23 protein-coding genes and 4 tRNA genes are annotated in these 26,239 nt (G+C 60.4%); 14 read left to right on the top strand and 13 right to left on the bottom strand.

From position 1 onward, the window contains the following. Positions 1 to 102 precede the first annotated feature (102 nt). The 5 genes from DWF74_RS07170 to DWF74_RS07190 are packed head-to-tail and all read left to right on the top strand — an operon-like array spanning position 103 to position 4,218. A complete protein-coding gene (locus tag DWF74_RS07170; RefSeq protein ID WP_115580672.1) occupies positions 103 to 909 on the top strand; it encodes an alkaline phosphatase family protein in 807 nt (268 codons plus the stop codon). Beyond that, positions 906 to 1,751 (top strand): ABC transporter permease, encoded by an 846-nt coding sequence (locus tag DWF74_RS07175; RefSeq protein ID WP_110594666.1) that lies wholly within the window; start codon positions 906 to 908, stop codon positions 1,749 to 1,751. Before DWF74_RS07170 ends, DWF74_RS07175 begins: the two co-directional genes overlap by 4 nt. Beyond that, positions 1,738 to 2,538 carry an ABC transporter permease gene (locus DWF74_RS07180; RefSeq protein WP_102860784.1) on the top strand — a complete coding sequence of 267 codons (801 nt, stop codon included), beginning with the start codon at positions 1,738 to 1,740 and terminating at the stop codon, positions 2,536 to 2,538. Before DWF74_RS07175 ends, DWF74_RS07180 begins: the two co-directional genes overlap by 14 nt. Continuing rightward, positions 2,535 to 3,524 (top strand): ABC transporter ATP-binding protein, encoded by a 990-nt coding sequence (locus tag DWF74_RS07185; protein WP_115580673.1) that lies wholly within the window; start codon positions 2,535 to 2,537, stop codon positions 3,522 to 3,524. The genes DWF74_RS07180 and DWF74_RS07185 overlap by 4 nt, the downstream gene beginning before the upstream one ends. 40 nt (positions 3,525 to 3,564) lie before the next feature. Next, positions 3,565 to 4,218: an HAD family hydrolase gene (locus tag DWF74_RS07190; RefSeq protein WP_102860782.1), complete on the top strand. Its 654-nt coding sequence runs from the start codon at positions 3,565 to 3,567 to the stop codon at positions 4,216 to 4,218. A gap of 122 nt (positions 4,219 to 4,340) precedes the next feature. Here DWF74_RS07190 and DWF74_RS07195 read toward each other — a convergent pair whose 3' ends face one another. Continuing rightward, positions 4,341 to 5,303 carry a zinc-binding dehydrogenase gene (locus DWF74_RS07195; protein ID WP_115580674.1) on the bottom strand — a complete coding sequence of 321 codons (963 nt, stop codon included), beginning with the start codon at positions 5,301 to 5,303 and terminating at the stop codon, positions 4,341 to 4,343. A gap of 138 nt (positions 5,304 to 5,441) precedes the next feature. Between DWF74_RS07195 and DWF74_RS07200 the strand changes: the two genes are divergently transcribed. Both DWF74_RS07200 and DWF74_RS07205 read left to right on the top strand, forming a co-directional pair. Continuing rightward, positions 5,442 to 7,526 carry a carboxy terminal-processing peptidase gene (locus DWF74_RS07200; protein ID WP_162884079.1) on the top strand — a complete coding sequence of 695 codons (2,085 nt, stop codon included), beginning with the start codon at positions 5,442 to 5,444 and terminating at the stop codon, positions 7,524 to 7,526. 135 nt (positions 7,527 to 7,661) lie between these two features. After that, positions 7,662 to 9,494 carry a bifunctional diguanylate cyclase/phosphodiesterase gene (locus tag DWF74_RS07205; protein ID WP_115580676.1) on the top strand — a complete coding sequence of 611 codons (1,833 nt, stop codon included), beginning with the start codon at positions 7,662 to 7,664 and terminating at the stop codon, positions 9,492 to 9,494. Here the strand turns inward: DWF74_RS07205 and DWF74_RS07210 are convergent. The 5 genes from DWF74_RS07210 to DWF74_RS07230 form a co-directional block, all read right to left on the bottom strand. Continuing rightward, positions 9,439 to 9,861, bottom strand: a complete 423-nt coding sequence (locus DWF74_RS07210) for a sel1 repeat family protein (RefSeq protein ID WP_115580677.1) — start codon at positions 9,859 to 9,861, stop codon at positions 9,439 to 9,441. The two genes, DWF74_RS07205 and DWF74_RS07210, sit on opposite strands and share 56 nt — an antisense overlap. Next, a complete protein-coding gene (locus tag DWF74_RS07215; protein WP_003179080.1) occupies positions 9,862 to 10,233 on the bottom strand; it encodes a hypothetical protein in 372 nt (123 codons plus the stop codon). Continuing rightward, positions 10,230 to 10,571, bottom strand: coding sequence for a helix-turn-helix domain-containing protein (locus DWF74_RS07220; RefSeq protein ID WP_115580678.1), 342 nt, complete (start codon positions 10,569 to 10,571; stop codon positions 10,230 to 10,232). The genes DWF74_RS07215 and DWF74_RS07220 overlap by 4 nt, the downstream gene beginning before the upstream one ends. A 114-nt stretch (positions 10,572 to 10,685) precedes the next feature. Further along, entirely contained in the window at positions 10,686 to 11,141 is a 456-nt protein-coding gene (locus DWF74_RS07225; RefSeq protein WP_102880528.1) for a YkvA family protein, read from the bottom strand. A gap of 291 nt (positions 11,142 to 11,432) precedes the next feature. Further along, entirely contained in the window at positions 11,433 to 12,146 is a 714-nt protein-coding gene (locus DWF74_RS07230; protein ID WP_102860775.1) for an FKBP-type peptidyl-prolyl cis-trans isomerase, read from the bottom strand. A 267-nt stretch (positions 12,147 to 12,413) separates the two neighbouring features. Between DWF74_RS07230 and DWF74_RS07235 the strand changes: the two genes are divergently transcribed. Further along, complete coding sequence (locus DWF74_RS07235; protein ID WP_102860774.1) at positions 12,414 to 14,222, top strand: di-heme-cytochrome C peroxidase; 1,809 nt, start codon at positions 12,414 to 12,416, stop codon at positions 14,220 to 14,222. Continuing rightward, entirely contained in the window at positions 14,219 to 15,388 is a 1,170-nt protein-coding gene (locus DWF74_RS07240; protein ID WP_102860773.1) for a catalase family protein, read from the top strand. The genes DWF74_RS07235 and DWF74_RS07240 overlap by 4 nt, the downstream gene beginning before the upstream one ends. A gap of 140 nt (positions 15,389 to 15,528) precedes the next feature. Here DWF74_RS07240 and DWF74_RS07245 read toward each other — a convergent pair. The 4 genes from DWF74_RS07245 to DWF74_RS07260 all read right to left on the bottom strand — a co-directional run bounded on the left by DWF74_RS07245 (position 15,529) and on the right by DWF74_RS07260 (position 16,059). Then, positions 15,529 to 15,605: transfer RNA gene (locus DWF74_RS07245), tRNA-Asp, on the bottom strand. A 19-nt stretch (positions 15,606 to 15,624) separates the two neighbouring features. Continuing rightward, a tRNA-Val gene (locus tag DWF74_RS07250) sits at positions 15,625 to 15,700 on the bottom strand. A gap of 187 nt (positions 15,701 to 15,887) precedes the next feature. Continuing rightward, positions 15,888 to 15,964 (bottom strand) — tRNA-Asp (locus DWF74_RS07255). A gap of 19 nt (positions 15,965 to 15,983) precedes the next feature. Continuing rightward, positions 15,984 to 16,059, bottom strand: a tRNA-Val gene (locus DWF74_RS07260). A gap of 160 nt (positions 16,060 to 16,219) precedes the next feature. Between DWF74_RS07260 and rdgC the strand changes: the two genes are divergently transcribed. From rdgC to sugE, 3 genes are all read left to right on the top strand, one after another. Further along, positions 16,220 to 17,140, top strand: coding sequence for a recombination-associated protein RdgC (gene rdgC, locus DWF74_RS07265; protein ID WP_016967448.1), 921 nt, complete (start codon positions 16,220 to 16,222; stop codon positions 17,138 to 17,140). 75 nt (positions 17,141 to 17,215) lie between these two features. After that, the gene (locus DWF74_RS07270) at positions 17,216 to 18,193 is read left to right on the top strand and encodes a bile acid:sodium symporter family protein (RefSeq protein WP_102860772.1); all 978 of its coding nucleotides are present in this window, start codon (positions 17,216 to 17,218) and stop codon (positions 18,191 to 18,193) included. Between the two features lie 106 nt (positions 18,194 to 18,299). Further along, the gene (sugE, locus tag DWF74_RS07275) at positions 18,300 to 18,617 is read left to right on the top strand and encodes a quaternary ammonium compound efflux SMR transporter SugE (protein ID WP_016967450.1); all 318 of its coding nucleotides are present in this window, start codon (positions 18,300 to 18,302) and stop codon (positions 18,615 to 18,617) included. A 63-nt stretch (positions 18,618 to 18,680) separates the two neighbouring features. On the opposite strand, the gene DWF74_RS07280 is transcribed toward sugE, so the two are convergent. The 3 genes from DWF74_RS07280 to DWF74_RS07290 all read right to left on the bottom strand — a co-directional run bounded on the left by DWF74_RS07280 (position 18,681) and on the right by DWF74_RS07290 (position 22,208). Next, a complete protein-coding gene (locus DWF74_RS07280; RefSeq protein WP_102860771.1) occupies positions 18,681 to 20,555 on the bottom strand; it encodes an MFS transporter in 1,875 nt (624 codons plus the stop codon). An 83-nt stretch (positions 20,556 to 20,638) separates the two neighbouring features. Then, entirely contained in the window at positions 20,639 to 21,790 is a 1,152-nt protein-coding gene (locus tag DWF74_RS07285; RefSeq protein ID WP_115580679.1) for a TDT family transporter, read from the bottom strand. Between the two features lie 106 nt (positions 21,791 to 21,896). Further along, positions 21,897 to 22,208, bottom strand: a complete 312-nt coding sequence (locus DWF74_RS07290) for a cupin domain-containing protein (protein ID WP_102860769.1) — start codon at positions 22,206 to 22,208, stop codon at positions 21,897 to 21,899. A gap of 272 nt (positions 22,209 to 22,480) precedes the next feature. Between DWF74_RS07290 and DWF74_RS30395 the strand changes: the two genes are divergently transcribed. After that, positions 22,481 to 22,630 carry a hypothetical protein gene (locus tag DWF74_RS30395; protein WP_162884080.1) on the top strand — a complete coding sequence of 50 codons (150 nt, stop codon included), beginning with the start codon at positions 22,481 to 22,483 and terminating at the stop codon, positions 22,628 to 22,630. A gap of 133 nt (positions 22,631 to 22,763) precedes the next feature. After that, the gene (locus DWF74_RS07295) at positions 22,764 to 26,237 is read left to right on the top strand and encodes a hybrid sensor histidine kinase/response regulator (RefSeq protein ID WP_102860768.1); all 3,474 of its coding nucleotides are present in this window, start codon (positions 22,764 to 22,766) and stop codon (positions 26,235 to 26,237) included. Positions 26,238 to 26,239: the final 2 nt, after the last annotated feature.

The raw sequence follows: 26,239 nt of genomic DNA on the forward strand, positions 1-26,239 counted from the left end.
AAGGCCTGTACGAGCGTGCAGGCACCTTCGCCGGCAAGGGCAATGCCGTCCGGCCGCTCCTACAGGTTCCATGCGTTGCCTGATCCCGGAGTTCCCCCGTTCATGAAGCACAACGTCATCCTTGTGGTGCTCGACGGCCTCAACCACGAAGTTGCCCGACACGCCATGGGCCACCTGCAAGCCTACGTCGGCGCAGGCCGCAGCGCCCTGTACAAGCTGCAATGCGAATTGCCGGCCCTGTCCCGGCCGCTGTACGAGTGCATCCTCACCGGTGTCGCGCCGATCGACAGCGGTATCGTCCACAACCAGGTCTCGCGCCTGTCCACCCAGCGCAGCATTTTCCACTACGCCCGCGAGGCCGGCCGCTCCACTGCCGCCGCGGCCTATCATTGGGTCAGCGAGCTGTACAACCGCAGTCCCTTCAATGCACCACGGGACCGGCACACCGCCAATCCCGAGCTGCCGATCCAGTACGGCCATTTCTATTGGAACGATCACTATCCCGACTCCCATCTCTTCGCCGATGCGGAGAGCCTGCGCCTGCGGCACCAACCGGATTTTCTCCTGGTGCACCCGATGAACATCGATGACGCCGGGCACAAGCACGGCCTCGACAGCACCCAGTACCGCAACAGCGCGCGTTCGGCAGACATCATCCTCGCCGACTATCTGCAAGGCTGGCTCGATGCTGGCTACCAGGTGTTGGTGACCGCCGACCACGGCATGAACAACGACCGCTCCCACAACGGTCTCTTGGCCGAGGAGCGGGAAGTTCCGTTGTTCGTTCTCGGCAATGCCTTCAGTCTCGACCCAGGTGCCACGCCAAAGCAGACCGAACTGTGCGGCACCATCTGCCAACTACTGGGCGTGGCCCATGACAAACCCTTCTGCCGGGAGCTGTTGCAGTGAATTCAGTCACCCGCGGCAAATGGCTGGCGGCACTCTGTCTGGTGCCTTTTGCCCTGTTCTTCATCGTGTTCCAAATTGCCCCGCTGGTGTGGGTGCTGATCAACAGCCTGCAGTCGGAAGAGTTCGGCTGGGGCCTGGCCAACTTCAGCAAGATCTTCAGCTCGAAGTTCTACCTGCAGGCCATCCAGCACAGCCTGGAGATCAGTTTCTGGTCCAGCGTGTTCGGCATCATCATTGCGGTGCTGGGCAGTTACTCCTTGCGCAGGGTGGACTCCAAACTGCGCAACTTCGTCAACGCCTTCGCCAACATGACCAGCAATTTCTCCGGCGTGCCCCTGGCCTTTGCCTTCATCATCCTCCTGGGCTTCAACGGCACCATCACCATCATGCTCAAGCAGTCGGGGATCATTCAGGACTTCAACCTGTACTCCAAGACCGGGCTGATCATTCTCTACACCTACTTCCAGATTCCCCTGGGGGTGCTGTTGCTGTACCCGGCCTTCGACGCCCTGCGCGAAGACTGGCGTGAATCCGCCGCGCTGCTGGGCGCCAACGGCTGGCAGTTCTGGCGCCACATCGGGCTGCCCGTGCTGACCCCGGCATTGCTGGGCACCTTCGTCATCCTGCTGGCCAATGCCCTGGGCGCCTATGCCACGGTCTACGCCCTGACCACCGGCAACTTCAACGTGCTGCCGATCCGCATTGCCGCCATGGTTTCCGGGGACATCTCCCTGGACCCGAACATGGCCAGCGCCCTGGCGGTGGTGCTGGTGGCCCTGATGACCCTGGTCACCATCGTCCATCAGTTGCTGTTGAAGAGGAGCTACCATGTCTCGCGCTGAACCCGGCTCCGCCGCCCTGTACCACCGGGTGGTGGTCTACCTGCTGTTCGCCATCCTGTTGCTGCCGCTGCTGGGGACCCTTGTCTACTCCATCGCCAGCAGTTGGTCGGCCACCATCCTGCCCAGCGGTTTCACCTTCAAGTGGTACCTGCAGCTGTGGAGCGACCCGCGCTTCCTCAATGCTTTCGGCCAGTCGCTGCTGGTCTGCGTCGGCGCGCTGGTGCTGTCGGTGGTGCTGATCCTGCCGCTGCTGTTTGTGGTGCACTACCACTTTCCCAAGCTCGACGCCTTGATGAACATCCTGATCCTGCTGCCCTTCGCGGTGCCGCCAGTGGTGTCCTCGGTGGGCCTGCTGCAGCTCTATGGCTCAGGGCCCTTCGCCATGGTTGGCACGCCCTGGATCCTCATCGGCTGCTACTTCACCGTGGCGCTGCCGTTCATGTACCGGGCCATCACCAACAACCTGCAAGCGATCAACCTGCGCGACCTGATGGACGCCGCCCAACTGCTCGGCGCCAGCACCTGGCAGGCAGCCTTCCTGGTGGTCCTGCCCAACCTGCGCAAAGGCCTGATGGTGGCGTTGCTGCTGTCCTTCTCGTTCCTGTTCGGCGAGTTCGTGTTCGCCAACATCCTGGTGGGCACCCGCTATGAAACCCTGCAGGTCTACCTGAACAACATGCGCAACAGCAGCGGCCACTTCACCAGCGCCCTGGTGATCTCCTACTTCTTCTTTGTGCTGGTTCTGACCTGGGCCGCCAACATCTTGAACAAGGACAAAAGCCAATGAGCTTCGTCAGCGTCCAACACCTGCAAAAGAACTACGCAGGCACCACGGTGTTCAGCGATATCAATTGCGAAATCCAGAAAGGCGAGTTCGTCACCCTGCTGGGCCCGTCCGGCTGCGGCAAGTCCACCCTGCTGCGCTGCATCGCCGGACTGACCCCCGTGGACGGTGGCAAGATCCTTCTCGATGGCCAGGACATCGTGCCCTTGAGCCCGCAGAAACGCGGGATCGGCATGGTGTTCCAGAGCTATGCGTTGTTTCCCAACATGACCGTGGAACAGAACGTCGCCTTCGGCCTGCGTATGCAGAAGGTCAACGCCGACGACAGCCGCAAGCGGGTCCTTGAAGCCTTGCAACTGGTGGAGCTCAATGACTTTGCCAGTCGTTATCCACACCAACTGTCCGGCGGCCAGTGCCAGCGGGTGGCTCTGGCCCGCTCCCTGGTGACCCGGCCGCGCTTGCTGTTGCTGGACGAGCCGTTGTCGGCCCTGGATGCACGTATCCGCAAGCACCTGCGTGAACAGATCCGCAACATCCAGCGGGAACTGGACCTGACTACCATCTTCGTCACCCACGACCAGGAAGAAGCGCTGACCATGTCCGACCGGATCTTCCTGATGAACCAGGGCAGGATCGTCCAGAGCGGCGATGCTGAAACGCTCTACACCGCACCGGTGGATGTATTCGCGGCGGGTTTTATCGGCAACTACAACCTGCTGGACGCCGAAAGCGCCAGCAAGCTGCTGCAGCGCCCGGTCAGCGGGCGTATCGCCATTCGCCCGGAAGCCATCGAACTCGGCAGAGAGGGCCAGCTTGATGCGCTGGTCCGCAGCCACAGCCTGCTGGGCAATGTGATTCGCTACCGGGTCGAGGCTCGCGGCGTGGAGCTGGTGGTGGATGTTCTCAACCGTTCGGCCGATGACCTGCACGCTGACGGCCAACGTCTGGCGCTGACCATCGATCCTGCCGCCCTGTGTGAGGTAGCCTGATGGCTTTCACGCAATTGATCCTGAAGAGAGAGCTGTACTGATGGCCTTGGCAATTTTTGATCTGGACGAGACCCTGATCCACGGCGACTGCGCCACCCTCTGGAGCGCACAGATGGGCCGCCTTGGCTGGGTCGACAGCGAGTCGTTCATGCGTCGCAACAACGAACTGATGGACGCTTACAGTCACGGCAAGCTGGCCATGGAAGAGTTCATGAGCTTCAGCCTGGAACCCATGGCAGGGCGTACCCCGGAGGAGGTGGCGCACCTGGTGGAGCCTTGGGTGGAAGAGGTGATCGAGCCGATCATTTTCAGCGACGCCTGCAAGACTATCGCCGCTCACCGCCAGGCCGGCGACCGGATCCTGGTGATTTCCGCCTCGGGCACCCATCTGGTGAAGCCGATTGCCGCCCGCCTGGGCATCGACGAAGTGCTGGGCATTGAGCTGGAAGTACTGCACGGCGTATATAGCGGCAATACCCTTGGCACTCTGACCTACCGCGAAGGCAAGATCACCCGCCTGCTGGAATGGCTGGACGCCGAGGAAGAAAACCTGGAAGGCGCGACGTTCTACTCCGACTCGCGCAATGACCTGCCGCTGCTACTGCGGGTAGACCATCCCCAGGTGGTGAACCCGGACCCGATACTGCGCGAACATGCAGAGAAGTCCGGTTGGCCGATCCACCACTGGAAGTAACCCTTGGCCCTGAAATGCCCGGACAGCCAGCTTCTATAGAAGCTGGCTGGTGTAGGAGCCAACTTGCCAGCCAAGCGGATTGCAACACCCTTTCGCCGGCCAGCCGGCTCCTACGCCAGCAATCACGTCAGGCTGGAGTCGATCACCAGCACCAGCTTGCCCGAGACCTGATTGGTCGCCAGCTCGGCAAATGCCGCTTCGGCGTCCCTGATCGCAAAGGTTTTGGCCAACTGTGGGCTCAGGCGTCCTTCAGTGAACAGCGGCCAGACGTTCTGCCCGAGGTCACGGAAAAGGTCAGCCTTGAACTGTTCGTCGCGGCTACGCAGGGTCGAGCCCAACAGCTGGATACGCTTGGCCAGCACCTGAGCCAGGTCCAGTTGCGCTTCACGCCCGCCCATCAGACCAATCAGCACCCAGCGCCCATCAACGGCCAGCAGCTTGAGGTTGCTGACCGCGTAATTGGCCCCTACAGGATCGAGGATCACGTCAAATGGACCGAAGTCCCGCAGCGCTTCCAGCCCCTCAGTCCGCACCACACCGCCTTGGGCGCCGAGACTTTCGCAATAGGCCAGGCGATCGGCGGAGCCGACACTCACCCAGCATGGATTGCCAAACGCCTTGCACAGCTGGATCGCGGCCGAACCGACACCACTGGCTCCCGCGTGCAACAGCACCTTCTCGCCAGGCTTGAGCGCCGCCAGTTGGAACAGATTGAGCCAGGCCGTGCTGTAGACCTCGGGCAACGCCGCAGCTTCGGCCAGGGACAACCCCTCGGGCACCGGCAGCACATGACGTGCATCAACCACCACTTCCTCGGCCATGCCGCCACCGGCCAGCAGCGCGCACACCCGGTCACCGATCTGCCAGGAAGAACCCGGCCCCACTTCGCTGATAATCCCGGAACACTCCAGGCCCAGGATCGGGCTGGCTCCCGGAGGGGGCGGATAGAGCCCTGCACGCTGTAACAGGTCGGCCCGATTGAGACCCGCAGCCGCCACCCGAATGCGAACCTGCCCTACATCACAGGCAGGGCTTGGCTCTTCAACCCACTCCACATGACCTTCAACGCCTTGCAATGCTTTCACAGTGCCTCCATAGTGAGTCTGGACTGAGCCCGGAGCGGTAGCACCGGGCTTTTTGCATTATGCGACCGGTCCTTATGGAACCGGCGACTTCAAAGACGGCCTAATATGCGTTATCAATTGCCCCCGCGTCGAATCAGCATGAAGCATTTGTTCCCCAGCACCGCCCTCGCCCTTTTCATTGGTTTCGGCCTTCTGCCGATGTCGACCAATACGTTCGCAGCCAATAGCTGGGATCAACTTCAGCCCGATCGCGATGAGGTAATTGCCAGCCTCAATGTTGTAGAACTGCTCAAACGCCACCACTACAGCAAACCGCCGCTGGATGATGCGCGCTCGGTGATCATCTATGACAGCTACCTGAAGCTGTTGGACCCATCGCGCAGCTACTTCATGGCCAGCGATATCGCGGAATTCGACAAATGGAAAACCCAGTTTGACGACTTCCTCAAGAGCGGCGACCTGAATGCCGGCTTCACCATCTACAAGCGTTATCTGGACCGGGTCAAAGCGCGTCTGGACTTCGCCTTGGCGGAGCTCAACAAAGGCGTCGACAAGATCGACTTCAACGCCAAGGAGACCTTGCTGATCGACCGCAAGGATGCCCCTTGGCTCAAGACCACTGCAGAGCTTGACGACCTGTGGCGCAAACGCGTCAAGGACGAAGTGCTGCGCATGAAGATCGCCGGCAAGGAGCCCAAGCAGATTCAGGAGACGCTGACCAAGCGCTACAAGAATCAGCTGGCGCGCCTGGACCAGACCCGGGCCGAAGACATCTTCCAGGCCTACATCAACACCTTCGCCATGTCTTACGACCCGCACACCAATTATCTGTCGCCGGATAACGCGGAAAACTTCGACATCAACATGAGCCTGTCGCTGGAAGGCATCGGCGCCGTGTTGCAGAGCGACAACGACCAGGTCAAGGTCGTGCGCCTGGTGCCGGCAGGCCCGGCAGACAAGACCAAGCAGATAGCTCCCGCAGACAAGATCATCGGTGTCGCCCAAGGCAACAAGGAAATGGTCGACGTAGTGGGCTGGCGCCTGGACGAAGTGGTCAAGCTAATCCGTGGTCCGAAAGGCACCCTGGTCCGCCTGGAAGTGATTCCGGCCAGCAATGCGCCAAACGACCAGACCAGCAAGATCGTGCCTATCACCCGCGAAGCGGTGAAGCTCGAAGACCAGGCAGTGAAGAAGTCGATCCTCAACCTCAAGCAGGATGGTAAGGATTACAAGCTCGGAGTGATCGAGATCCCGGCCTTCTACCTTGACTTCAAGGCGTTCCGCGCTGGTGATCCGGACTACAAGAGCACCACCCGCGATGTGAAAAAACTGCTGACCGAGCTGCAGAAAGACAAGGTCGATGGCGTGGTCATCGACCTGCGCAACAATGGCGGTGGCTCCCTCCAGGAAGCCACCGAACTGACCAGCCTGTTCATCGACAAAGGGCCGACAGTACTGGTACGCAACGCCGACGGTCGTGTGGATGTGCTGGAGGATGAAAACCCCGGCGCCTTCTATAAAGGCCCGATGGCACTGCTGGTAAACCGTCTCTCGGCCTCGGCCTCGGAGATTTTCGCTGGCGCCATGCAGGACTACCACCGAGCGCTGATCATTGGTGGACAGACCTTCGGTAAAGGTACGGTGCAAACCATTCAGCCACTGAACCATGGCGAGCTGAAACTGACCCTGGCCAAGTTCTATCGGGTTTCCGGCCAGAGCACCCAGCATCAGGGCGTTCTTCCGGACATCGGTTACCCGTCGATCATCGACACCAAGGAAATCGGTGAAAGCGCTCTGCCTGAAGCCATGCCCTGGGACACCATTCGCCCGGCCATCAAACCGGCTGTGGATCCGTTCAAGCCATTCCTGGCCCAGCTCAAGGCCGAACATGAAAGCCGTTCAGCGAAAGATGCGGAGTTCGTGTTCATCCGCGACAAGTTGGCCCTGGCACAGAAACTGATGGCGGAAAAAAACGTCAGCCTCAACGAAGCGGATCGTCGGGCACAGCATGCCGACATCGAAGCCAAGCAACTGGCTCTGGAAAATGCTCGTCGCAAGGCCAAGGGTGAAGAGCCGCTCAAAGAGCTGAAGAAAGAAGACGAAGATGCACTAGCAGCTGCCGAGCCAGACAAGACCAAGCCGGAAGACGACGCCTACCTGAGCGAAACAGGGCGCATTCTGCTGGACTATCTGAAGCTCAACACCTCGGTAGCCAAGCACTGAAGATGATGGCAATTTAATTCGATCGCTCCTCGGAGCGTCATTAAACAGTCATCATTCTGTCGTGAAATAAAGGACCGGGCGCCGCTCTTGAATCAGGAGCGGCGCCCGGTCCTTTATTTCACGACAGAGATCGCCATGACCACGACCGAACAGCTGAGTGCATTGAGTTCAATCCTGGCTCAAAGCGGTTTGCACAGCCTGTTCCAGCCGATCATTTCTCTCTCGCAGCGACGTATCCTCGGATACGAAGCCTTGAGCCGTGGCCCTTCCAACAGCCCCCTGCACTCCCCGGTCGCCCTGTTCGCGGTGGCCCGCCAGGCCGGGCGCCTGAGCGAACTGGAGTTCGCTTGCCGCCACAGCGCCTGCAAACGCTTCAGCGAGCAGCAATTACCCGGCAAACTGTTCCTCAACGTATCGCCGGAATCCCTGCTGGAAGCGACCCATCAACCTGGCCGGACCCTGCAACTGCTACAGGACGTTGGCATTCCTCCAAGCCAGGTGGTGATCGAACTCACCGAACAGACCCCCATCGACGACTTTCAGCTGTTGCACAATGCCCTGCATCACTACCGGGACATGGGATTTTCCATCGCCCTGGATGACCTCGGCGCCGGTTACTCCAGCCTGCGCCTGTGGTCCGAGCTGCGACCGGACTATGTAAAGATCGACCGGCACTTTATCGATGGTATCCATCAGGACGCCCTAAAGCGCGAATTCGTCGGTTCAATTCTGCAGATCGCCAAGGCGTCTCGCGCCCAAGTGATAGCCGAAGGGATAGAGATGCTCGAGGAATTGGTGGTGCTCAGCGAAATGGGAGTGGATCTAGTCCAGGGCTACTTGCTGTGCCGGCCGCAGGAACAGCCGCCTCGGGATGCCCGGGCAATGATGCCCAAGCATGACCAAACCAGCGTGGCACTCAACGATGAAGGCAGTGACCTCAGCGCGCTGCTCAACGAACAGCCCGCCGTGGCCCGTAATACCCCGACAGCCAACGTGCTGGAAGCCTTTCGCCGGCAAGCCAACCTCAACTCTCTGGCAGTCCTCGACGAACAGGGCCACCCCTGCGGGATCGTCCACCGGCATTCGCTTTCAGATGCCCTGCTCAAGCCATTCGCTACCGATCTTTTTGCCCGCAAACCCATCAGCCGCCTGATGAATGACGACTTCCTTGCCGTCGAACTCAGCCAGTCCCTGCAGCAGGTGAGCCGCCTGATCACCAGTCGCGCCCGGCAACGCATCGAGGAAGACTTCATCATCACCCTCAACGGTCACTACCTGGGACTGGGACGGGTAATAGATGTGCTCAAGCTGATCACCGAACTGAAAATCCAGCAGGCGCGCTATGCCAATCCCCTGACCCTGTTACCGGGCAACGTGCCCATCCAGCAATGCCTGACCCGCCTGCTGCAACAAGGGCAAGAGTCAGTGATCTGTTACGTGGACATCGACAGCTTCAAGCCCTTCAACGATATCTACGGCTATGGCCGTGGCGATGAAGTGCTGCTGTGCCTGGCCCAATGCCTGAATGATCGGGTCGACCCGAGTCGTGACTTCGTCGGGCATATTGGCGGGGATGATTTCTTGCTGGTGCTCGGACCTGAAGACTGGCAAAGGCGCCTGAACCAGTTGCTGGACGACTTTCACAGTCAGTGCCGACGCTTCTACCGCAGCGAACACCTGGAGGCCGGTTGCTTTGTCGCCCCCAACCGTCAAGGAGTGCGTCAGGAGTTCCCCTTGCTGTCACTGTCCATCGGCGTCGTGCACTTGTATCCACAGGCTTGTGGACTACTGGATTCCAGCCAATTGGCAGAGCTGGCATCCCAGGCCAAGCATCATGCCAAGAATGTTCAGGGCTACAGCATCCACGTAATCGACAGTTTGGACGCTGCAGCCCGCATGGGAAGCGAGGCGCTCAACGAACCGATGCGGGATCGGAATCCACCGCCTGATTCAGTTGCATCAGCTTGAGCTCCGCCAGTGGATGCCCGGCCTTGGCCGAGAGCGTCCACCAACGGCTTGCCTCGGCAGCATCAGGAGCCTTGCTGGCGGAGCCGGCGAGGCTGATCACCCCCAATTGATAGGCGGCTTTACCGTCACCGGCCAGAGCCGCCAGGCGCAGCAGGCGAATGCCCTCCTCCCGCGCCCCAAGCCCATGTCCACGAAAAGTCAGGATGTGCCCGTAGAAACTTTGCGCGTCGACATCCCCCAGATTGGCCATGCGTGCGAATTGCCCCTCCATCCACCGCCAACTGCGAGGTTCGCGGATAAACCACGGCCAATGAAACAACCGGCGCGCCAGCCAATAGCTGAGTCGTGCCTTGAGTCGCCAGAACATTCAAGCCTCCGCTGATTCGGGGTATTCATACTCGAACACGCGCACCACTTCCGATGCGTGCCATGACGCAGCGGCCACGCCATCGGATGGCCCGGAAAAACGTCCCAAGCGCTCCACACACTCAAAGAACCCGGTACGAGGTAAACGGCTAGCGCCTTGGCTGATCACCAATGAACTGCGCAATGGCTGTTCGGCCCGGGCATCCAGGGCCGCCAGATGCTCCAGCGCGGCCGTCAGGGTTTGCATGGCTGGGCTAGGCAGCTGCAATCGCTCCAGCAATGCCCGGTAGGTTAAAAGATGGCGTTGGCGACGGGCTTGATCCAATTCGCCCAACAGCCCATCCCAGTGCTGACGACTGATCCTTACACTCACGATTGCTCCCTCCACCCCGGCACCGTCAACTCCCAGGCCAGGCTGCGGCGAATCGCTGCGTCGGGTTGACGCTCGCCACTTTCAATCAGGGCCAGGTAAGACGGACTGATACCTACTTTGCGGGCCAGCGCCTCGATGGCGATGCCCTTCCCTTCGCGCAGATTGCGTAGTTGATCCAGGCCCGGAAGACTCTGGGCTGGTGGTGCCGCCTGAGAGGTTGCAGCGGCGTGTGGTTGTTGTTTGGTGAGGCCTGCGGCTATCAATAAAGCTTGATACTGAGCCCACGGCAGAACCGCATATTCGGGCTCGCCATCGCGTTCAATAATCTGAATATCCATTACTACCCCGTAGGACAACGACTCTTACCGAGTCGGACTTTTCCCTTGAAGTGTAATCCTAACAGCGGCGGCGGTCGCGGGGAGCATGATTGTTGAGAGAGCCAGTCAATCGCCTCAGTTTTTCCGCGGCCCCTCCAGCTGCAGCTGTTCCGGTGTATCCGGCAGGCGTTCAACCACTGCCAGTTTTTCCGGCATCTGGCGGTTGCGCCAGGCGCGGAAGGCACCAAGTTCGTCATCCAGGGTCTTCATCAACCACGCCAGCACGGCGATGTCGTCGAGCATGCCGAATACCGGGAGAAAATCGGGGATCGCGTCCACCGGGCTGAGGAAATACATCAACCCTGCCACTACCGATAGCAAAGCCTTGGGGCTGACAGCGCGATACTCACCTCGCCAGTAAGCCAGACACAGTGCCTGGAGCAGGCGCAGATCCTCCTTGACCTTGCCCAGACGGCCACCCTGGCTGGCCCCCTTGCTGGCCACGGCAAACAACAGCGTCGGTAAACGACCGCGGCTCAGCAACCGACCAGCCAGGGGCAGGAAGCGAGCAAAACTCCAGGGTGCTTTCATCATCACTCCACTGAAATGTTATCCACACAAATTGTGGATAACCTTGTGAACAGAGCTATTTTTCACAGCTGAAAGCCCCGTTTCATAAGGGCTTAGCTCAGATCGGGCGTTTTTTACTCACATAAAAAAACCCATAATTTCATTGACTTGGCGGCCTTCACAGACTACCCACCGCCGATACCCAGTTCTGACCACCTACGATGGCGCCGGTTCGGAATATTTACCAGCAGTGGCCCGCAGAAACGACAACGCCCCGTAAAAACGGGGCGTTGCTTCAGGCGCAGAGACAGGTTACTTGGCGGCGTCCTGCTTGGCTGGATCCTTGATACCCAGCAGCTCCAGTTCGAACACCAGAACCGAGTTGGCCGGGATCGACGGGCTTGGGCTTTGTGCGCCGTAGGCCAGATCGCTAGGGATGTACAGCTTGTACTTCTCACCCACGTGCATCAGTTGCAGACCTTCAACCCAACCCGGGATGACGCCACTGACAGGCAGATCGATCGGGCTGCCACGCTCTACCGAGCTGTCGAATACAGTACCGTTGGTCAAAGTACCGGTGTAGTGAACCGTGACCACGTCAGTCGACTTGGGCTGAGGACCATCAGCCTTCTTCAGCACTTCGTACTGCAGGCCGGAAGCAGTGGTAGTCACGCCGGTTTTCTTACCGTTTTCCTCGAGGAACTTCTTGCCGGCAGCAGCCGACTCTTCACTCATCTTGGCCATGCGCTCTTCGGCACGCTTTTGCAGCGCGGCAAAGGCTTCAACCAGTTCCTCATCCTTCAGCTTCTGTTCTTTCTTGCCGACGGCATCTTCGATGCCCTGGGCTACCGCTTTGGAATCCAGGTCATCCATGCCTTCTTGGGCGAGACTCTTGCCCATGTTCAGGCCGATACCGTAGGAAGCTTTTTGCGCCGGGGTTTTCAGCTCTACGCTGGTCTGCGAGTCACACCCCGCAAGTACCAGGCTAACCAGGGCCACCGCCGCCGCCAACCGATGCTGTTTCATGCTATTTCCTTGTTCATGCGCCTAAAGGGCAATCGAATAAAGCCGCGAGCTTATCAGGCGACCACGACCAATGGCTACCGGCGTAAGAGTAGTAAATGTCCGATAAGTTCACGTCTTTAAACACGTTTTATGCTTTGGGGAACGCCCGCTCAGGCGGCTCGGTGAGGCGCTGGAACGAGCGCGAATAACCATAGCGCAAGTAATGGCTACTTGCCGCGTCAGAGACGCTCAGGCATAAGGAAAGCAAATTCGACAAGGACGTACATCTTGCGCCTCATCTACCGTGTATTGCTGTTGATTGCCGTGTTGATCGGCATAGCCCTGGCCGTGGTTGTGTACTACATCGCCAACCCCAAGCTTCCCGACTATGTGCCCGTCGAGCAGGTGCACTATCTGGACCAGTGGGACGCTGCCGATCGCCAGACGTACTATTTCACCCCCCAAGGCACTCAAGTCAAAGGCCTGCGCTATGAATGGTTCACCGCCCTGGAGCTGCCCTTCTCCAAGCAGTCCTTTGCAGCGCCGGAGTACCTGGCACGCTTCGGGTTCCTGGTTCAGCCCGGACAGAAAGCCACCGCGCAGAATCCCGGCAACCTGCCAGTAGGGTTCGCCCGACACCAGAACCCAGGCAGCCCGGAACAGTACCTGGACATCACCTGCGCCGCCTGCCACACCGGGGAACTGCGCTTCAACCATCAGGCATTGCGAATCGATGGCGGATCGGCGCAACACGTCCTGCCCTCCAGCGTGCCAACCCTGCGCGGCGGCAGCTTCGGCCAGGCGCTGGTAGCCAGTCTGGCCACCACCTATTACAACCCATGGAAATTCGAGCGTTTCGCCCGCAAAGTGCTGGGCGCAGACTATGACGCGCAACATGAACAACTGCGCAAGGATTTCAAGGCCTCGCTGGACACCTTCCTCCGAGTCGCCTGGAACGACACCCATCGTGGCCTCTATCCCACCGAGGAAGGCCCGGGCCGTACCGATGCCTTCGGCCGCATAGCCAACGCCAGTTTCGGCGATGCCATTTCTGCGCAGAACTATCGGATCGCCAACGCCCCGGTGGATTACCCACAACTGTGGGACATCTGGACCTTCGATTGGGTGCAGTGGAACGGTTCCGCACAGCAACCCATGGCCCGCAACATTGGCGAGGCTCTGGGGGTCGGTGCCACCCTCAATCTGTTCGACAGCAACGGCCAGCCCCTCACCGGCGATGCCCGCTACCCGTCCAGTGTGCGGGTTCGCGACCTTAACCATATAGAAGAAACCTTGCAGCGCCTGAAGCCTCCCACATGGCCTGAGGCACTGCTGGGCACTGTCGATAAACCTCTGGCTGCCAAGGGCCGCGACCTGTTCGCCAGCCACTGCGCCGGCTGTCACCTACCGACAGTGAGCGAGAGCAACGGCCGCCCAGTGCAGCAACTGAAGATGCTCCCGGTTTCGGTGATTGGTACCGACCCGAACTCCGCCAGCAACATCGCCGACTTGCGCTATGACCTGAGCGCCCTGCAATGGGACACCGCCGAACTGGCCAAGTCCAACGTCGAACTGCACCCGACGCCCACTGAACCACTTGACCTGCGCCAACTCTCGGCCGCGAAGGGCCTGGCCTATATCACCGCCTTCGTCGAGGAACGTGCCTACCGAGATGCCAAGGTCACTCCCGAGGAACGGCCACGGCTGGATGGCTATGGCCTGCCGATCGGCGTACGGGAGCTGCGTGCCTACAAGGCCCGGCCACTGGCTGGGGTCTGGGCGACACCGCCTTACCTGCACAACGGCTCGGTGCCCAACCTGTATCAACTGCTTTCGCCCCAATCCGAACGCTCCACCACCTTCTATCGAGGCACCTTCGAATACGATCCCAAGCACCTGGGCTATCGCCCGGAAGCCTTCAAGAATGGCTTTGAATTCGATACCCGCATCAGCGGCAACCACAACAGCGGCCACGAATTCCGTGCCGGCCAGCGTGGCAACGGCGTCATCGGCCCTCTGCTGCAACCCGAAGAGCGCTGGGCGCTGCTGGAATACTTGAAAGTGCTAGGCGGACCGCTGGAGTCACAACTGCCATGAAACTCGATCTCGCAAGAAAACGACCGTCACTGCTGGCCAGGCTCTGGCTAAGCCTCAGTGCATTGCTGGGCAAGACTCTGTTATTGCTGGCTGGCATCGGCCTGCTGGGTTGGGCCCTGGGCAGCGCCTGGTTCGCCTGGCAGCACCGTGGTCCGGTGGCAGTGCAGGAGCAGATTCCCGCCGATGAAGCCGCACGCACCCAGGACATCATCCAGACCGCCGTACGCATCGTCGATCAACACCGCGAAGGCACGCGCTACCTGCGCGATGCCCACGCCAAGGCTCATGGCTGCGTGAAAGCCGAGGTCCAGGTGCTCAAGGACCTGAATTCGGAACTGCGCCAGGGTGTATTCGCCAACCCCGGCCAGACCTGGCAAGCGACCGTGCGTTTGTCCAACGGCAATGCCTATCCGCAGTTCGACAGCATTCGCGATGCCCGCGGCATGGCGATCAAACTGCTGGATGTTCCTGGGCAACAGCTGATCCCCGCGGAATCGGCGCGACGCGAGCAGGACTTCGTGATGTTCAATCATCCGAACTTCTTCGTCAGCGATGTGGCGGAGTATCAACAAAACATTGCCGCCCAAGCGGATGGCAAGAAAGTCGGCGCCTTCTTCCCTGGCTGGGATCCTCGCAGCTGGCAGATCCGCCATCTGTTCATCGCCTTGGCCACGTTGTCACCAGCACCAGCCAGCCCGACCCAGACGACCTACTTTTCGGTCTCGCCCTACAAGTTCGGTAACGCCAACGCCAAGTTCCGGGTCATGCCAGACCCGGACAGCTGCCCGGCCTACAGCTTGCCAGCGCAGAACCAGGACCTGCCCAACTTCTTGCGCAGCGCACTGACCCAGCAGCTCTCCACCGATCGGATGCCAGCCTGCTTCGTGCTGCAGATCCAGCGCCAGGATCCGAGCCGGTTCATGCCGATCGAAGACACCAGCATCGAGTGGAAAGAAAGCGACGCACCGTTTGAAACCGTGGCCCGATTGACGATCCCCGCCCAGGACTTCGACACTCCTGCGCAAAACCTCGCCTGCGACAATCAATCCTTCAATCCCTGGTTCGGCATTGAGGCCCATCGCCCTATCGGTGGTATCAACCGCTTGCGCAAAGCGGTCTACGAAGCTGTCAGTGACTACCGGCACAGCCGTAACGCCGAGCAGTAAGCCCTGAAACAAGAAAAGCGGCCTGCGGGCCGCTTTTTGGGGTGCCGGATTTGCCTAAAGCCAAACCCCAGACAGCAAAAAGCCCGCGTTAGCGGGCTTTCCGTGATGACCTGGCGTTCAGTGTTCCAGGTTATCGAATATGGCGCAGCGGACGGGACTCGAACCCGCGACCCCCGGCGTGACAGGCCGGTATTCTAACCGACTGAACTACCGCTGCGCGTAGCGTTGAAAGTAAGTGGTGGGTGATGACGGGATCGAACCGCCGACATTCTGCTTGTAAGGCAGACGCTCTCCCAGCTGAGCTAATCACCCTTTACCTTCGTTGTGGGGCGCATTATGCCACAGAAATTCTTAAAGTGTTGATTTAATTGATAATTTTATCAAAAAAATCTGAATTCCCATGAAATTCCGCACTACCCACAAACTCTTTACAGCAAAAAGCCCGCGCTAGCGGGCTTTCCGTGGTGACCTGGCGTTCAGTGTTCCAGGTTACCGAATATGGCGCAGCGGACGGGACTCGAACCCGCGACCCCCGGCGTGACAGGCCGGTATTCTAACCGACTGAACTACCGCTGCGCGTAACACTGAATGCGAATGGTGGGTGATGACGGGATCGAACCGCCGACATTCTGCTTGTAAGGCAGACGCTCTCCCAGCTGAGCTAATCACCCTTCACGTTCGGTGTGGCGCGCATTCTACGGAGCAGCCCCCACTCTGGCAAGCACTTTTTATAATAATTTTTTCAGGCCTTCCAAAGGCTTAGCGAAGGGTTGGCCTGAGCAGCAGCGAAGAGAATAATGCCCTCCTTTGTATAAAGGAGAGATTCACCCCATGTGGTTCAAAAACCTGCTGATCTATCGCCTGACCCAAGATCTGCCTTTTGATGCTGAGGCGCTGGAAACTGCACTGGCGACCAAACTGGCGCGCCCCTGTGCAAGCCAGGAGTTGACCACTTACGGTTTCGTCGCCCCTTTCGGCAAAGGTGAAGACGCCCCGCTGGTGCACGTCAGCCAGGACTTCATGCTGGTGGCAGCGCGCAAAGAAGAACGCATCCTGCCTGGCAGCGTGGTGCGCGACGCGGTGAAGGAAAAGGTCGAAGAGATCGAAGCCGAACAGATGCGCAAGGTCTATAAGAAGGAGCGCGACCAGATCAAGGATGAAATCATCCAGGCGTTCCTGCCCCGGGCCTTTATCCGCCGCTCCTCGACCTTCGCCGCCATCGCCCCGAAACAAGGGCTGATTCTGGTCAACTCCGCCAGCCCCAAGCGCGCCGAAGACCTGCTCTCCACCCTGCGCGAAGTCCTCGGCACCCTGCCAGTACGTCCACTGACCGTGAAGATCGCCCCGAGCGCAATCATGACCGACTGGGTCAAGACGCAAAAAGCCGCCGACGACTTCTTCGTGCTCGACGAATGCGAACTGCGCGACACCCACGAAGACGGCGGCATCGTGCGCTGCAAGCGCCAGGACCTGACCGGCGAGGAAATCCAGCTGCACCTGAGCACCGGCAAGGTGGTCACCCAACTGTCCCTGGCCTGGCAGGACAAACTGTCCTTCATGCTCGACGACAAGATGGTGGTCAAGCGCCTGAAGTTCGAAGACCTGCTGCAGGATCAGGCGGAACAGGACGGCGGCGATGAAGCCCTCGGCCAGCAGGACGCCAGCTTCACCCTGATGATGCTGACTTTCGGCGACTTCCTGCCGGCGCTGTTCGAGGCCCTGGGTGGCGAGGAGATTCCGCAAGGCATCTGACGCCTTGCTCCAATAGCCGCCCCGCTATAGACGCCACCGCCTTCGGTGGCGTTTTCACATAATAAGGAACAGGTCATGCGAGCACTGGCTGCACTGAGCCGCTTTGTCGGCAACACCTTCGCCTACTGGGTACTGATCTTCGCCGTCCTGGCATTCTTCCAACCTGGTTGGTTCATCGGCCTCAAGGGCGCCATCGTGCCGCTGCTGGGCCTGGTGATGTTCGGCATGGGCCTGACCCTGAAACTCGAAGACTTCGCCGAAGTGGCCCGTCATCCTTGGCGCGTCGCCCTGGGAGTGGTCGCGCACTTCGTGATCATGCCCGGGGTGGCCTGGCTACTCTGCCAGGCCTTCCATCTGCCGCCGGAAATTGCCGTCGGCGTGATTCTCGTGGGTTGCTGCCCCAGCGGCACCTCGTCCAACGTCATGACCTGGCTGGCCCGGGGCGACCTCGCCCTGTCGGTGGCCATTGCTGCAGTCACCACCCTGCTCGCGCCACTCTTGACCCCTGCGCTGATCTGGCTGCTGGCTTCGGCCTGGCTGCCGGTGTCTTTCATGGAGCTGTTCTGGTCGATCCTGCAAGTAGTGCTGCTACCGATCGTGCTGGGCGTGCTGGCCCAGCGCTTGCTGGGCCATCGGGTACAACATGCGGTAGAGGTACTGCCGCTGGTTTCGGTGGTGAGCATCGTCATCATCGTCACCGCCGTGGTGGCGGCCAGCCAGGCAAAAATCGCCGAGTCCGGACTGCTGATCATGGCGGTGGTGATGCTGCACAACAGCTTCGGCTACCTGTTGGGCTATTTCACCGGCCGGCTCTTCAAACTGCCACTGGCACAACGCAAATCCCTGGCCCTGGAAGTCGGCATGCAGAACTCCGGCCTGGGGGCCGCCCTGGCCAGCGCCCACTTCTCTCCACTGGCGGCAGTACCCAGCGCCCTGTTCAGCGTCTGGCATAACATCTCCGGGGCCTTGCTCTCGACCTACTTCCGCGGCATGAGGGACAAAAGCGAGCAAAAACTGGAAACACAACGAGTCGGCAACCGAGCTGAAAACTGATCGACCGAGCCGCATTGAGCAGTATACTGCGCAGCGCGAGGACGACCTCGCGACTCAATCGAGTGACTTATTTGTGGGGACGACCCCATCAACCGATGAGGTCAGCATGTCCTGGATCATTTTGTTGTTTGCCGGTTTGTTTGAAGTGGGCTGGGCTGTCGGCCTGAAGTACACCGACGGTTTCAGCCGTCCGCTGCCCACCGCCCTGACCATCCTCGCCATGGCCATCAGCCTGGGTCTGCTCGGTCTGGCCATGAAGGAGCTGCCCCTGGGCACGGCCTACGCCATCTGGACCGGGGTCGGTGCTATTGGCACGGTGATCGCAGGGATCATCCTGTTCGGCGAATCCATGGCCCTGGTGCGCCTGGCCAGCGTGGCGCTGATCATCGCCGGCCTGGTGGGCTTGAAAGTCAGCGCCAGCTGACCGCCGCCGCACAGAAATGAAAACGCCCGCAATGCTGCGGGCGTTTTTGTATTCACTGCAATCCTAGCGACGACTGCCGCGCAACTGCCCCACCACCGCCTGCAACTGCGCGGGTTCGGTGGCCTCCACACTTACGACTGGCCCGGCCACCAAAGTCACTCGTGACCAGAAGCGATGGAAGAACCCTTTGTTCGGATCGCGACTGAAGAAGCTGCCCCACAAGCCCTGCAGCGCCAGGGGAATCACCGGCACCGGGGTTTCTTCGAGAATCCGTGTCAGGCCGCCCTTGAACTCATTAATCTCACCATCGGCAGTCAGCTTGCCCTCGGGAAAAATGCACACCAACTCACCGTCACGCAGATACTGGGCAATACGCTTAAAGGCCTTTTCGTAGATTTCCAGATCTTCATGCCGTGCAGCGATAGGAATGGTACCGGCGGTGCGGAAGATAAAGTTCAGCACTGGCAGGTTGTAGATCTTGTAGTACATCACGAAGCGAATCGGCCGGCGCACCGCGCCGCCAATCAACAAGGCATCGACGAACGACACGTGATTGCACACCAGCAACGCCGCTCCTTCATCGGGGATCTGCTCCAGATTGCGATGCTCGACGCGGTACATGGAATGGCTGAGCAGCCAGATCATGAACCGCATGCTGAACTCGGGCACCACTTTGAAGATATAGACGTTGACCGCGATGTTGAGCAGCGACACCACCAGGAACAGGTGGGGAATGGTCAGCTTGACCATGCTCAGCATGACGATGGAAACAATCGCCGATACCACCATGAACAGCGCATTGAGAATATTGTTGGCAGCAATTACCCGGGCCCGTTCATTCTCCGGAGTACGCGACTGGATCAGCGCATACAGCGGCACTATATAGAAGCCACCGAATACCCCCAGTCCCAGCACGTCGAACAACACCCACCAGGCATGCCCGAAGCCCAGCACTTCAAGCCAGCCATGACCATTGACACTCTCCGGGATACCACCGGAATGCCACCACAGCAGCAGGCCGAATACCGTCAGGCCAAAGGAGCCAAACGGCACCAGGCCGATCTCAACCTTGCGCCCCGAAAGCTTCTCGCACAGCATCGAGCCCACCGCGATACCCACCGAGAACACAGTGAGGATCAGGGTCACCACCGTCTCGTCGCCGTGCATCCACTCCTTGGCATAGGCGGGAATCTGAGTCAGGTAGATTGCCCCGACAAACCAGAACCAGGAGTTGCCGACAATTGACCGCGACACCGCCGGTGTCTGCCCCAAGCCCAGACGCAAGGTGGCCCAGGACTGACTGAAGATGTTCCAGTTCAGGCGCATGTCCGGGGTTGCAGCAGCCGCCCGTGGAATGGCCCGACTTGCCAGGTACCCCGACACCGCGACGCCCAGGATGGCAACCGAGACAATAGAGGCGTAATGAGCCGAGGACATCATGATCCCCGCGCCGATGGTCCCGGCCAGAATCGCCAGGAAAGTCCCCATTTCCACCAGGCCATTGCCGCCCACCAGTTCCTCTTCACGCAGGGCCTGGGGCAGGATCGAATATTTCACCGGACCGAACAGCGCCGAATGGGTCCCCATGGCAAATAGCGCCAACAGCATCAGCCAGAGATGGTCGAAGACGAAGCCCACCGCTCCCACGGCCATGATCGCGATCTCCCCCAGCTTGATCAGGCGAATCAGCGCATCCTTGGCGAACTTCTCACCGAACTGCCCGGCCAGGGCCGAGAACAGAAAGAACGGCAGGATGAACAGCAAGGCACAGAGGTTGACCCAGATCGAGCGATCACCCTCGATGCTCAGCTTGTAGAGAATGGCCAGGATCAACGACTGCTTGAAGATGTTGTCGTTGAAGGCGCCGAGGGATTGCGTGATGAAGAACGGCAGGAACCGCCGCTTGCGGAGCAAAGTGAACTGCGAAGGGTGACTCATCTTCCATGTCCCTGAGTGGCGTGGATACTGTTATTGGAATGTCGAATATCGATCCAGGCCACAACCTTACCTATCTTTGGCGATTATTTCCGTAAGCCCGCAATGCACGGCGAAACAAACAACTCTCCTTTATAGGCCCCCTGGACCGTACGCCTGGCCACGATCAGCCACATCAACGCCAGGGCCGCTACCAACACCGCACCAAATACGCTGAAGAATCCCAGGTGCAAAGTGCTACCCAGCTTCAAGGTGGCCAGCGAATACACACCCAGCGGGAAGGTAAAGCCCCACCAACCGAGGTTGAAGGGAATGCCCTCGCGCAAGTAACGGCGGGTGATCAGCACCGCCATCAACATCCACCACAGGCCGAAGCCCCATAAGGTCAGGCCCGCCACCAGCCCCAGGCCGGCGGCAATCTCGCCGACGCCGGACAGGCCATTGGCGGCAAAGACCGCCGGTGCATCGCCCCCCAGCACCAGCATGCCCAGGGCGCCGGTACCGATCGGGCCCAAGGCCAGCCAGCTCGAGGCCGCCATGCTTTCGTGGGGCAATTTGTGCAAGGCCATGCGCAGCAGCAGGATCGTCAGGATGCTGAAAGCCACCGGCAGCGAAAAAGCCCACAACACATAGCTGGTACTGAGCATCACCAGTTGGGCGTGAGCATCCGCCAGATGCGGCGCCAGCAAGCCGCCGCTGGCCGCCGCCACTTCAGCCGCCACCACCGGCAGCAACCAGACGGCGGTCATCTGATCGATGCTGTGCTCCTGCCGGGTGAACATCATGTAGGGAATCAACACCCCGCAAGCCAGGGACATGGCCACGTCCAGCCACCACAACACTTGCGCCAGATGCACCGCCGCCTCGCCCCAGCGCGGAATGCCGAACAGCAGCAAGCCGTTGATGATGGTCGCCAGCCCCATGGGAATGGTGCCGAAAAACATCGATACCGTTGAGTGAGCAAAGATTCGCCGCGCCTCATCGAAGAACAGCACCCAGCGCGCGGTGTACATCGCGGTAAAGAGCAGGAACAGGACGATGGTCAACCACCAGAAGCCTTCAGCCACCTGATGCAGGCCTGGCACCGGCGCCGGCCATTGGGCCAGCGCCAGGGCCAGAACACCGGTGCCCATGGTGGCGGCGAACCAGTTGGGAGTGAATTGGCGAATGGCTTCACGGGGGTGCTGTAGATGACTCAAGGGCCGGCGGCCGGCTTTGACGCTGTGGGTGCATGGCATGACGTGTCTCCTGTCCTCTGATGAGGTGGAGCCCATGGTAGAACCTAATCGAATATCTATATAACGGGTAATTTCTCTATCTGTTATCTATTTTACAGATATAAACCTAGACACTACCTTCGGATTCGATCACCAACACCCTGGCAACACCCTGGGGATGAGCCACATGCTCGGTTCCCAGATCGGCGTAAAAAATGTCGCCCACTTCCAGCAGCACCGACTGCTCCACCCCCTCAACGCGATAGCGCATCTGCACCTGGCCACCCAGCACCACGAACACCTCCTGACCGTCATTGACGTGCCATCGGTACGGCTGGTCAGTCCAGTGCAGGCGCGTGGTGATGCCGTTCATGTTGGCGATATCCAGGGCTGCCCAGGCCCGCTCGCCGGTAAAGTCAGCACTGCGAATGACCTTCATACCGCCCTCCCTGACACAAAAGGTTTTGAGCGGCCCGACTGGCCGCCCGTTAGCGCTGAATGGTCGCTGAAACACGACTGACGCGACTGCTTGTCGAGCAACCGATGACCAGACCCAGGAAACATAAGGCACTCCATGGCAGCAGGGAACAGGTGCCCATAGTGAACGTGAGCGGCCCTCTCGCCAACCGACAGAATTGCCCTTGGTTTCCATGAGCGTCGACCGCTGCGCCTCGCAATCAAGCAACTGCTCAGCCTCCCGAGCGCAGGACCTTGTCGGCCAAACGCTGGCGCAAGGAAAAGAACATCAACGCGCCACTAAGGGTCAGCACTGCCACCATGGCACCGCCAATCAGGTTCGAAGTGGAGCCGGTGGTGATGCTGGAACTCCATGAAATGATCGAGCTTGCCCTGCCAACCTAGCCCGCCCGAACGACCGTCCGGCCCTGCGACATCAGGCCACGCTGATACCTTGGTCGACACTGACGCCAACTCAACATCGTGCCAGACTGTCTGGCCGGGCTGACGTGCCCGGCGTCTTTGCTTCGGAGTTTCCATGTCGTTGTCCAGCGGGCTGATTGCCGCCGTTGCCCTGGCCTATATGGCCATCATGTTTGCCATCGCCTTCTATGGCGACCGTCGCAGCGCGCCCCTTCCGCCGCGGGTGCGGGCCTGGGTGTACAGCCTGTCGCTGGCTGTCTATTGCACCAGCTGGACCTTCTTTGGCGCCGTGGGCCAGGCGGCCGAACAACTCTGGGCTTTCCTGCCGATCTATCTGGGCCCCATCCTGCTGCTGGTGTTCGCCCCCTGGGTGCTGCAGAAGATGGTGATGATCAGCAAGCAGGAGAACATCACCTCCATTGCCGACTTCATTGCCGCCCGCTACGGCAAGTCCCAGTCCCTGGCGGTGGTCGTAGCCCTGATCTGCCTGGTGGGGGTGCTGCCCTACATCGCCCTGCAACTCAAGGGCATCGTGCTCGGAGTGAACCTGCTGATCGGCGCCGGAGCCGACGCCATGGGTACCCGCGCCCAGGACACGGCACTGATCGTGTCGCTGATCCTGGCGCTGTTTACCATTGTCTTCGGCACCCGCAACCTCGACGCCACCGAGCACCACCGGGGCATGGTGCTGGCGATTGCCTTCGAATCCCTGGTCAAGCTGTTTGCCTTCCTGGCCGTCGGCGCCTTCGTCACGTTTGGCCTCTATGACGGTTTCGACGATCTGTTCAACCAGGCCATGCTCGCGCCCCGCCTGGAGCAGTACTGGAAGGAAACCATCAACTGGCCGTCGATGGTGGTACAAACCGGGGTGGCGATGATGGCGATCATCTGCCTGCCACGACAGTTCCACGTCACAGTGGTGGAAAACATCGAGCCTCAGGACCTGCGCCTGGCCAAATGGGTGTTCCCCGCTTACCTGGCTCTGGCCGCACTATTCGTGGTGCCCATCGCCCTGGCCGGACAGATGCTCCTGCCCAGCAGCGTATTGCCGGACTCCTTCGTTATCAGCCTGCCTTTGGCCCAGGCTCATCCCGCCCTGGCCTTGCTTGCGTTCATCGGTGGCGCCTCGGCCGCCACCGGCATGGTGATCGTGGCCAGCGTGGCACTGTCGACCATGGTCTCCAACGACATGTTGCTGCCCTGGCTGCTGCGACATAAAAACGCCGAACGCCCCTTCGAAGTGTTCCGTCACTGGATGCTTTCGGTGCGCCGAGTCAGCATCGTGGTCATCCTGTTGCTGGCCTATGTCAGCTATCGCCTGCTGGGCTCCACCGCCAGTCTGGCCACCATCGGCCAGATTGCGTTCGCCGCCGTGACTCAACTGGCGCCGGCCATGCTTGGCGCGTTGTACTGGAAACAGGCCAACCGTCGAGGGGTGTTTGCCGGACTCGCCGCCGGCACCTTTATCTGGTTTTACACCCTGGTCCTGCCCATCGCTGCCCACAGCCTGGGCTGGTCCCTGAGCAGCTTCCCCGGCCTGGCCTGGCTGCACGGTAACCCGCTGGACCTGCCCATCACGCCACTGACCCAGGGCGTAGTGCTGTCACTGGCCGGTAACTTCACCCTGTTCGCCTGGGTCTCGGTGCTGTCGCGCACCCGGGTTTCCGAACACTGGCAGGCCGGACGCTTCATCGGCCAGGAAATCAGCGGTCGCCTCAGCTCACGCTCGATGCTGGCAGTGCAGATCGACGACCTGCTGAAACTGGCCGCGCGCTTTGTCGGTGAAGAGCGCGCCCGCCAGAGCTTCATCCGCTTCGCCTATCGTCAGGGCAAAGGCTTCAACCCGAATCAGAACGCCGACGGCGAATGGATCGCCCATACCGAACGCCTGCTCGCCGGCGTCCTTGGCGCCTCCTCGACCCGTGCCGTGGTCAAGGCCGCCATCGAAGGCCGGGAGATGCAACTCGAAGACGTGGTGCGCATCGCTGACGAAGCCTCTGAAGTGCTGCAGTTCAACCGCGCACTGCTGCAAGGCGCAATCGAAAACATCACCCAGGGCATCAGTGTGGTGGACCAGTCGTTGAAACTGGTGGCCTGGAACCGTCGTTATCTGGAGCTGTTCAATTACCCCGAAGGCCTGATCAGCGTTGGCCGGCCGATTGCCGACATCATTCGCCATAACGCCGAGCGCGGCCTGTGCGGCCCCGGCGAAGCGGAGGTCCACGTCGCTCGACGCCTGCACTGGATGCGCCAGGGACGAGCCCATACTTCCGAGCGGCTGTTCCCCAACGGCCGAGTCATCGAACTGATCGGCAACCCGATGCCCGGCGGCGGCTTCGTCATGAGCTTCACTGACATCACCCCGTTCCGCGAGGCCGAGCAGGCCCTGACCGAGGCCAACGAGGGCCTGGAACAACGGGTGGCGGAACGCACCCATGAACTGTCGCAACTCAATGCTGCGCTGACCGAAGCCAAGGGCACGGCGGAAGCGGCCAACCAATCCAAGACGCGCTTCCTGGCGGCCGTCAGTCACGACCTGATGCAGCCCCTGAACGCTGCACGGCTGTTCTCCGCCGCCCTTTCACACCAGAATGACGGACTCTCTGTCGAAGCCCAGCAACTGGTGCAGCACCTGGACAGCTCACTGCGCTCTGCCGAAGACCTGATCAGCGACCTGCTGGATATCTCGCGCCTGGAAAACGGCAAGATCACCCCCGATCGCAAACCCTTTGCCCTCAACGAGCTGTTCGACACCCTGGGGGCGGAATTCAAGGCCCTGGCCCATGAGCAGGGCCTGCAATTCCGGGTGCGCGGTAGCCGTCTGCGGGTCGACAGTGACAGCAAGTTACTGCGGCGGGTGCTGCAGAATTTCCTGACTAATGCCTTCCGCTATGCCAAGGGCCCGGTCTTGCTGGGAGTGCGTCGTCGGGGCGACTCATTGAGCCTTGAAGTCTGGGATCGGGGACCGGGCATTCCCCGGGACAAGCAGCAGGTGATCTTCGAAGAGTTCAAGCGCCTGGACAGCCACCAGACCCGCGCCGAAAAAGGCCTGGGACTGGGCCTGGCCATCGCCGACGGCCTGTGCCGGGTCCTCGGCCATCCGTTGCAGGTACGCTCCTGGCCCGGCAAGGGCAGCGTTTTCAGTGTCAACGTTCCCTTGGCCCGCAGTAGCGTGGTCGCGCCGGGCAAAGCGGTGGAACTCAACGGGCAGTCCCTCAACGGCGGGCAGGTGCTCTGTGTGGACAATGAAGACAGCATCCTGATCGGCATGAACAGCCTGCTTACACGCTGGGGTTGCCAAGTCTGGACTGCCCGGAACCGCGAAGAGTGCGCGGCGCTGCTCAAGGAAGGCATCCGCCCGCAATTGGCGCTGGTGGACTACCACCTGGACGATGGCGAAACCGGCACCGACGTCATGGCCTGGCTACGCACTCAGTTGGGGGAGCCGGTGCCGGGCGTGGTGATCAGTGCTGATGGGCGTCCGGAGATGATCGCCCAGGTGCACGCGGCAGGGTTGGACTATCTGGCCAAGCCCGTAAAACCGGCAGCCTTGCGCGCCCTATTGAGTCGTCATCTGCCTCTGGGCTGAGC

The organism is Pseudomonas protegens (assembly GCF_003363755.1).
Taxonomy (GTDB): domain Bacteria; phylum Pseudomonadota; class Gammaproteobacteria; order Pseudomonadales; family Pseudomonadaceae; genus Aquipseudomonas; species Aquipseudomonas danubii.

What these genes read in the sequence shown, in the direction of transcription:
- DWF74_RS07170 (WP_115580672.1), top strand. Translation starts at nt 103, where the DNA reads ATGAAGCACAACGTCATCCTTGTGGTGCTCGACGGCCTCAACCACGAA.
- DWF74_RS07180 (WP_102860784.1), top strand. Translation starts at nt 1,738, where the DNA reads ATGTCTCGCGCTGAACCCGGCTCCGCCGCCCTGTACCACCGGGTGGTG.
- DWF74_RS07185 (WP_115580673.1), top strand. Translation starts at nt 2,535, where the DNA reads ATGAGCTTCGTCAGCGTCCAACACCTGCAAAAGAACTACGCAGGCACC.
- DWF74_RS07190 (WP_102860782.1), top strand. Translation starts at nt 3,565, where the DNA reads ATGGCCTTGGCAATTTTTGATCTGGACGAGACCCTGATCCACGGCGAC.
- DWF74_RS07200 (WP_162884079.1), top strand. Translation starts at nt 5,442, where the DNA reads ATGAAGCATTTGTTCCCCAGCACCGCCCTCGCCCTTTTCATTGGTTTC.
- DWF74_RS07205 (WP_115580676.1), top strand. Translation starts at nt 7,662, where the DNA reads ATGACCACGACCGAACAGCTGAGTGCATTGAGTTCAATCCTGGCTCAA.
- DWF74_RS07210 (WP_115580677.1), bottom strand. Translation starts at nt 9,861, where the DNA reads ATGTTCTGGCGACTCAAGGCACGACTCAGCTATTGGCTGGCGCGCCGG.
- DWF74_RS07220 (WP_115580678.1), bottom strand. Translation starts at nt 10,571, where the DNA reads ATGGATATTCAGATTATTGAACGCGATGGCGAGCCCGAATATGCGGTT.
- DWF74_RS07225 (WP_102880528.1), bottom strand. Translation starts at nt 11,141, where the DNA reads ATGAAAGCACCCTGGAGTTTTGCTCGCTTCCTGCCCCTGGCTGGTCGG.
- DWF74_RS07230 (WP_102860775.1), bottom strand. Translation starts at nt 12,146, where the DNA reads ATGAAACAGCATCGGTTGGCGGCGGCGGTGGCCCTGGTTAGCCTGGTA.
- DWF74_RS07240 (WP_102860773.1), top strand. Translation starts at nt 14,219, where the DNA reads ATGAAACTCGATCTCGCAAGAAAACGACCGTCACTGCTGGCCAGGCTC.
- rdgC (WP_016967448.1), top strand. Translation starts at nt 16,220, where the DNA reads ATGTGGTTCAAAAACCTGCTGATCTATCGCCTGACCCAAGATCTGCCT.
- DWF74_RS07270 (WP_102860772.1), top strand. Translation starts at nt 17,216, where the DNA reads ATGCGAGCACTGGCTGCACTGAGCCGCTTTGTCGGCAACACCTTCGCC.
- sugE (WP_016967450.1), top strand. Translation starts at nt 18,300, where the DNA reads ATGTCCTGGATCATTTTGTTGTTTGCCGGTTTGTTTGAAGTGGGCTGG.
- DWF74_RS07280 (WP_102860771.1), bottom strand. Translation starts at nt 20,555, where the DNA reads ATGAGTCACCCTTCGCAGTTCACTTTGCTCCGCAAGCGGCGGTTCCTG.
- DWF74_RS07285 (WP_115580679.1), bottom strand. Translation starts at nt 21,790, where the DNA reads ATGCCATGCACCCACAGCGTCAAAGCCGGCCGCCGGCCCTTGAGTCAT.
- DWF74_RS07290 (WP_102860769.1), bottom strand. Translation starts at nt 22,208, where the DNA reads ATGAAGGTCATTCGCAGTGCTGACTTTACCGGCGAGCGGGCCTGGGCA.
- DWF74_RS07295 (WP_102860768.1), top strand. Translation starts at nt 22,764, where the DNA reads ATGTCGTTGTCCAGCGGGCTGATTGCCGCCGTTGCCCTGGCCTATATG.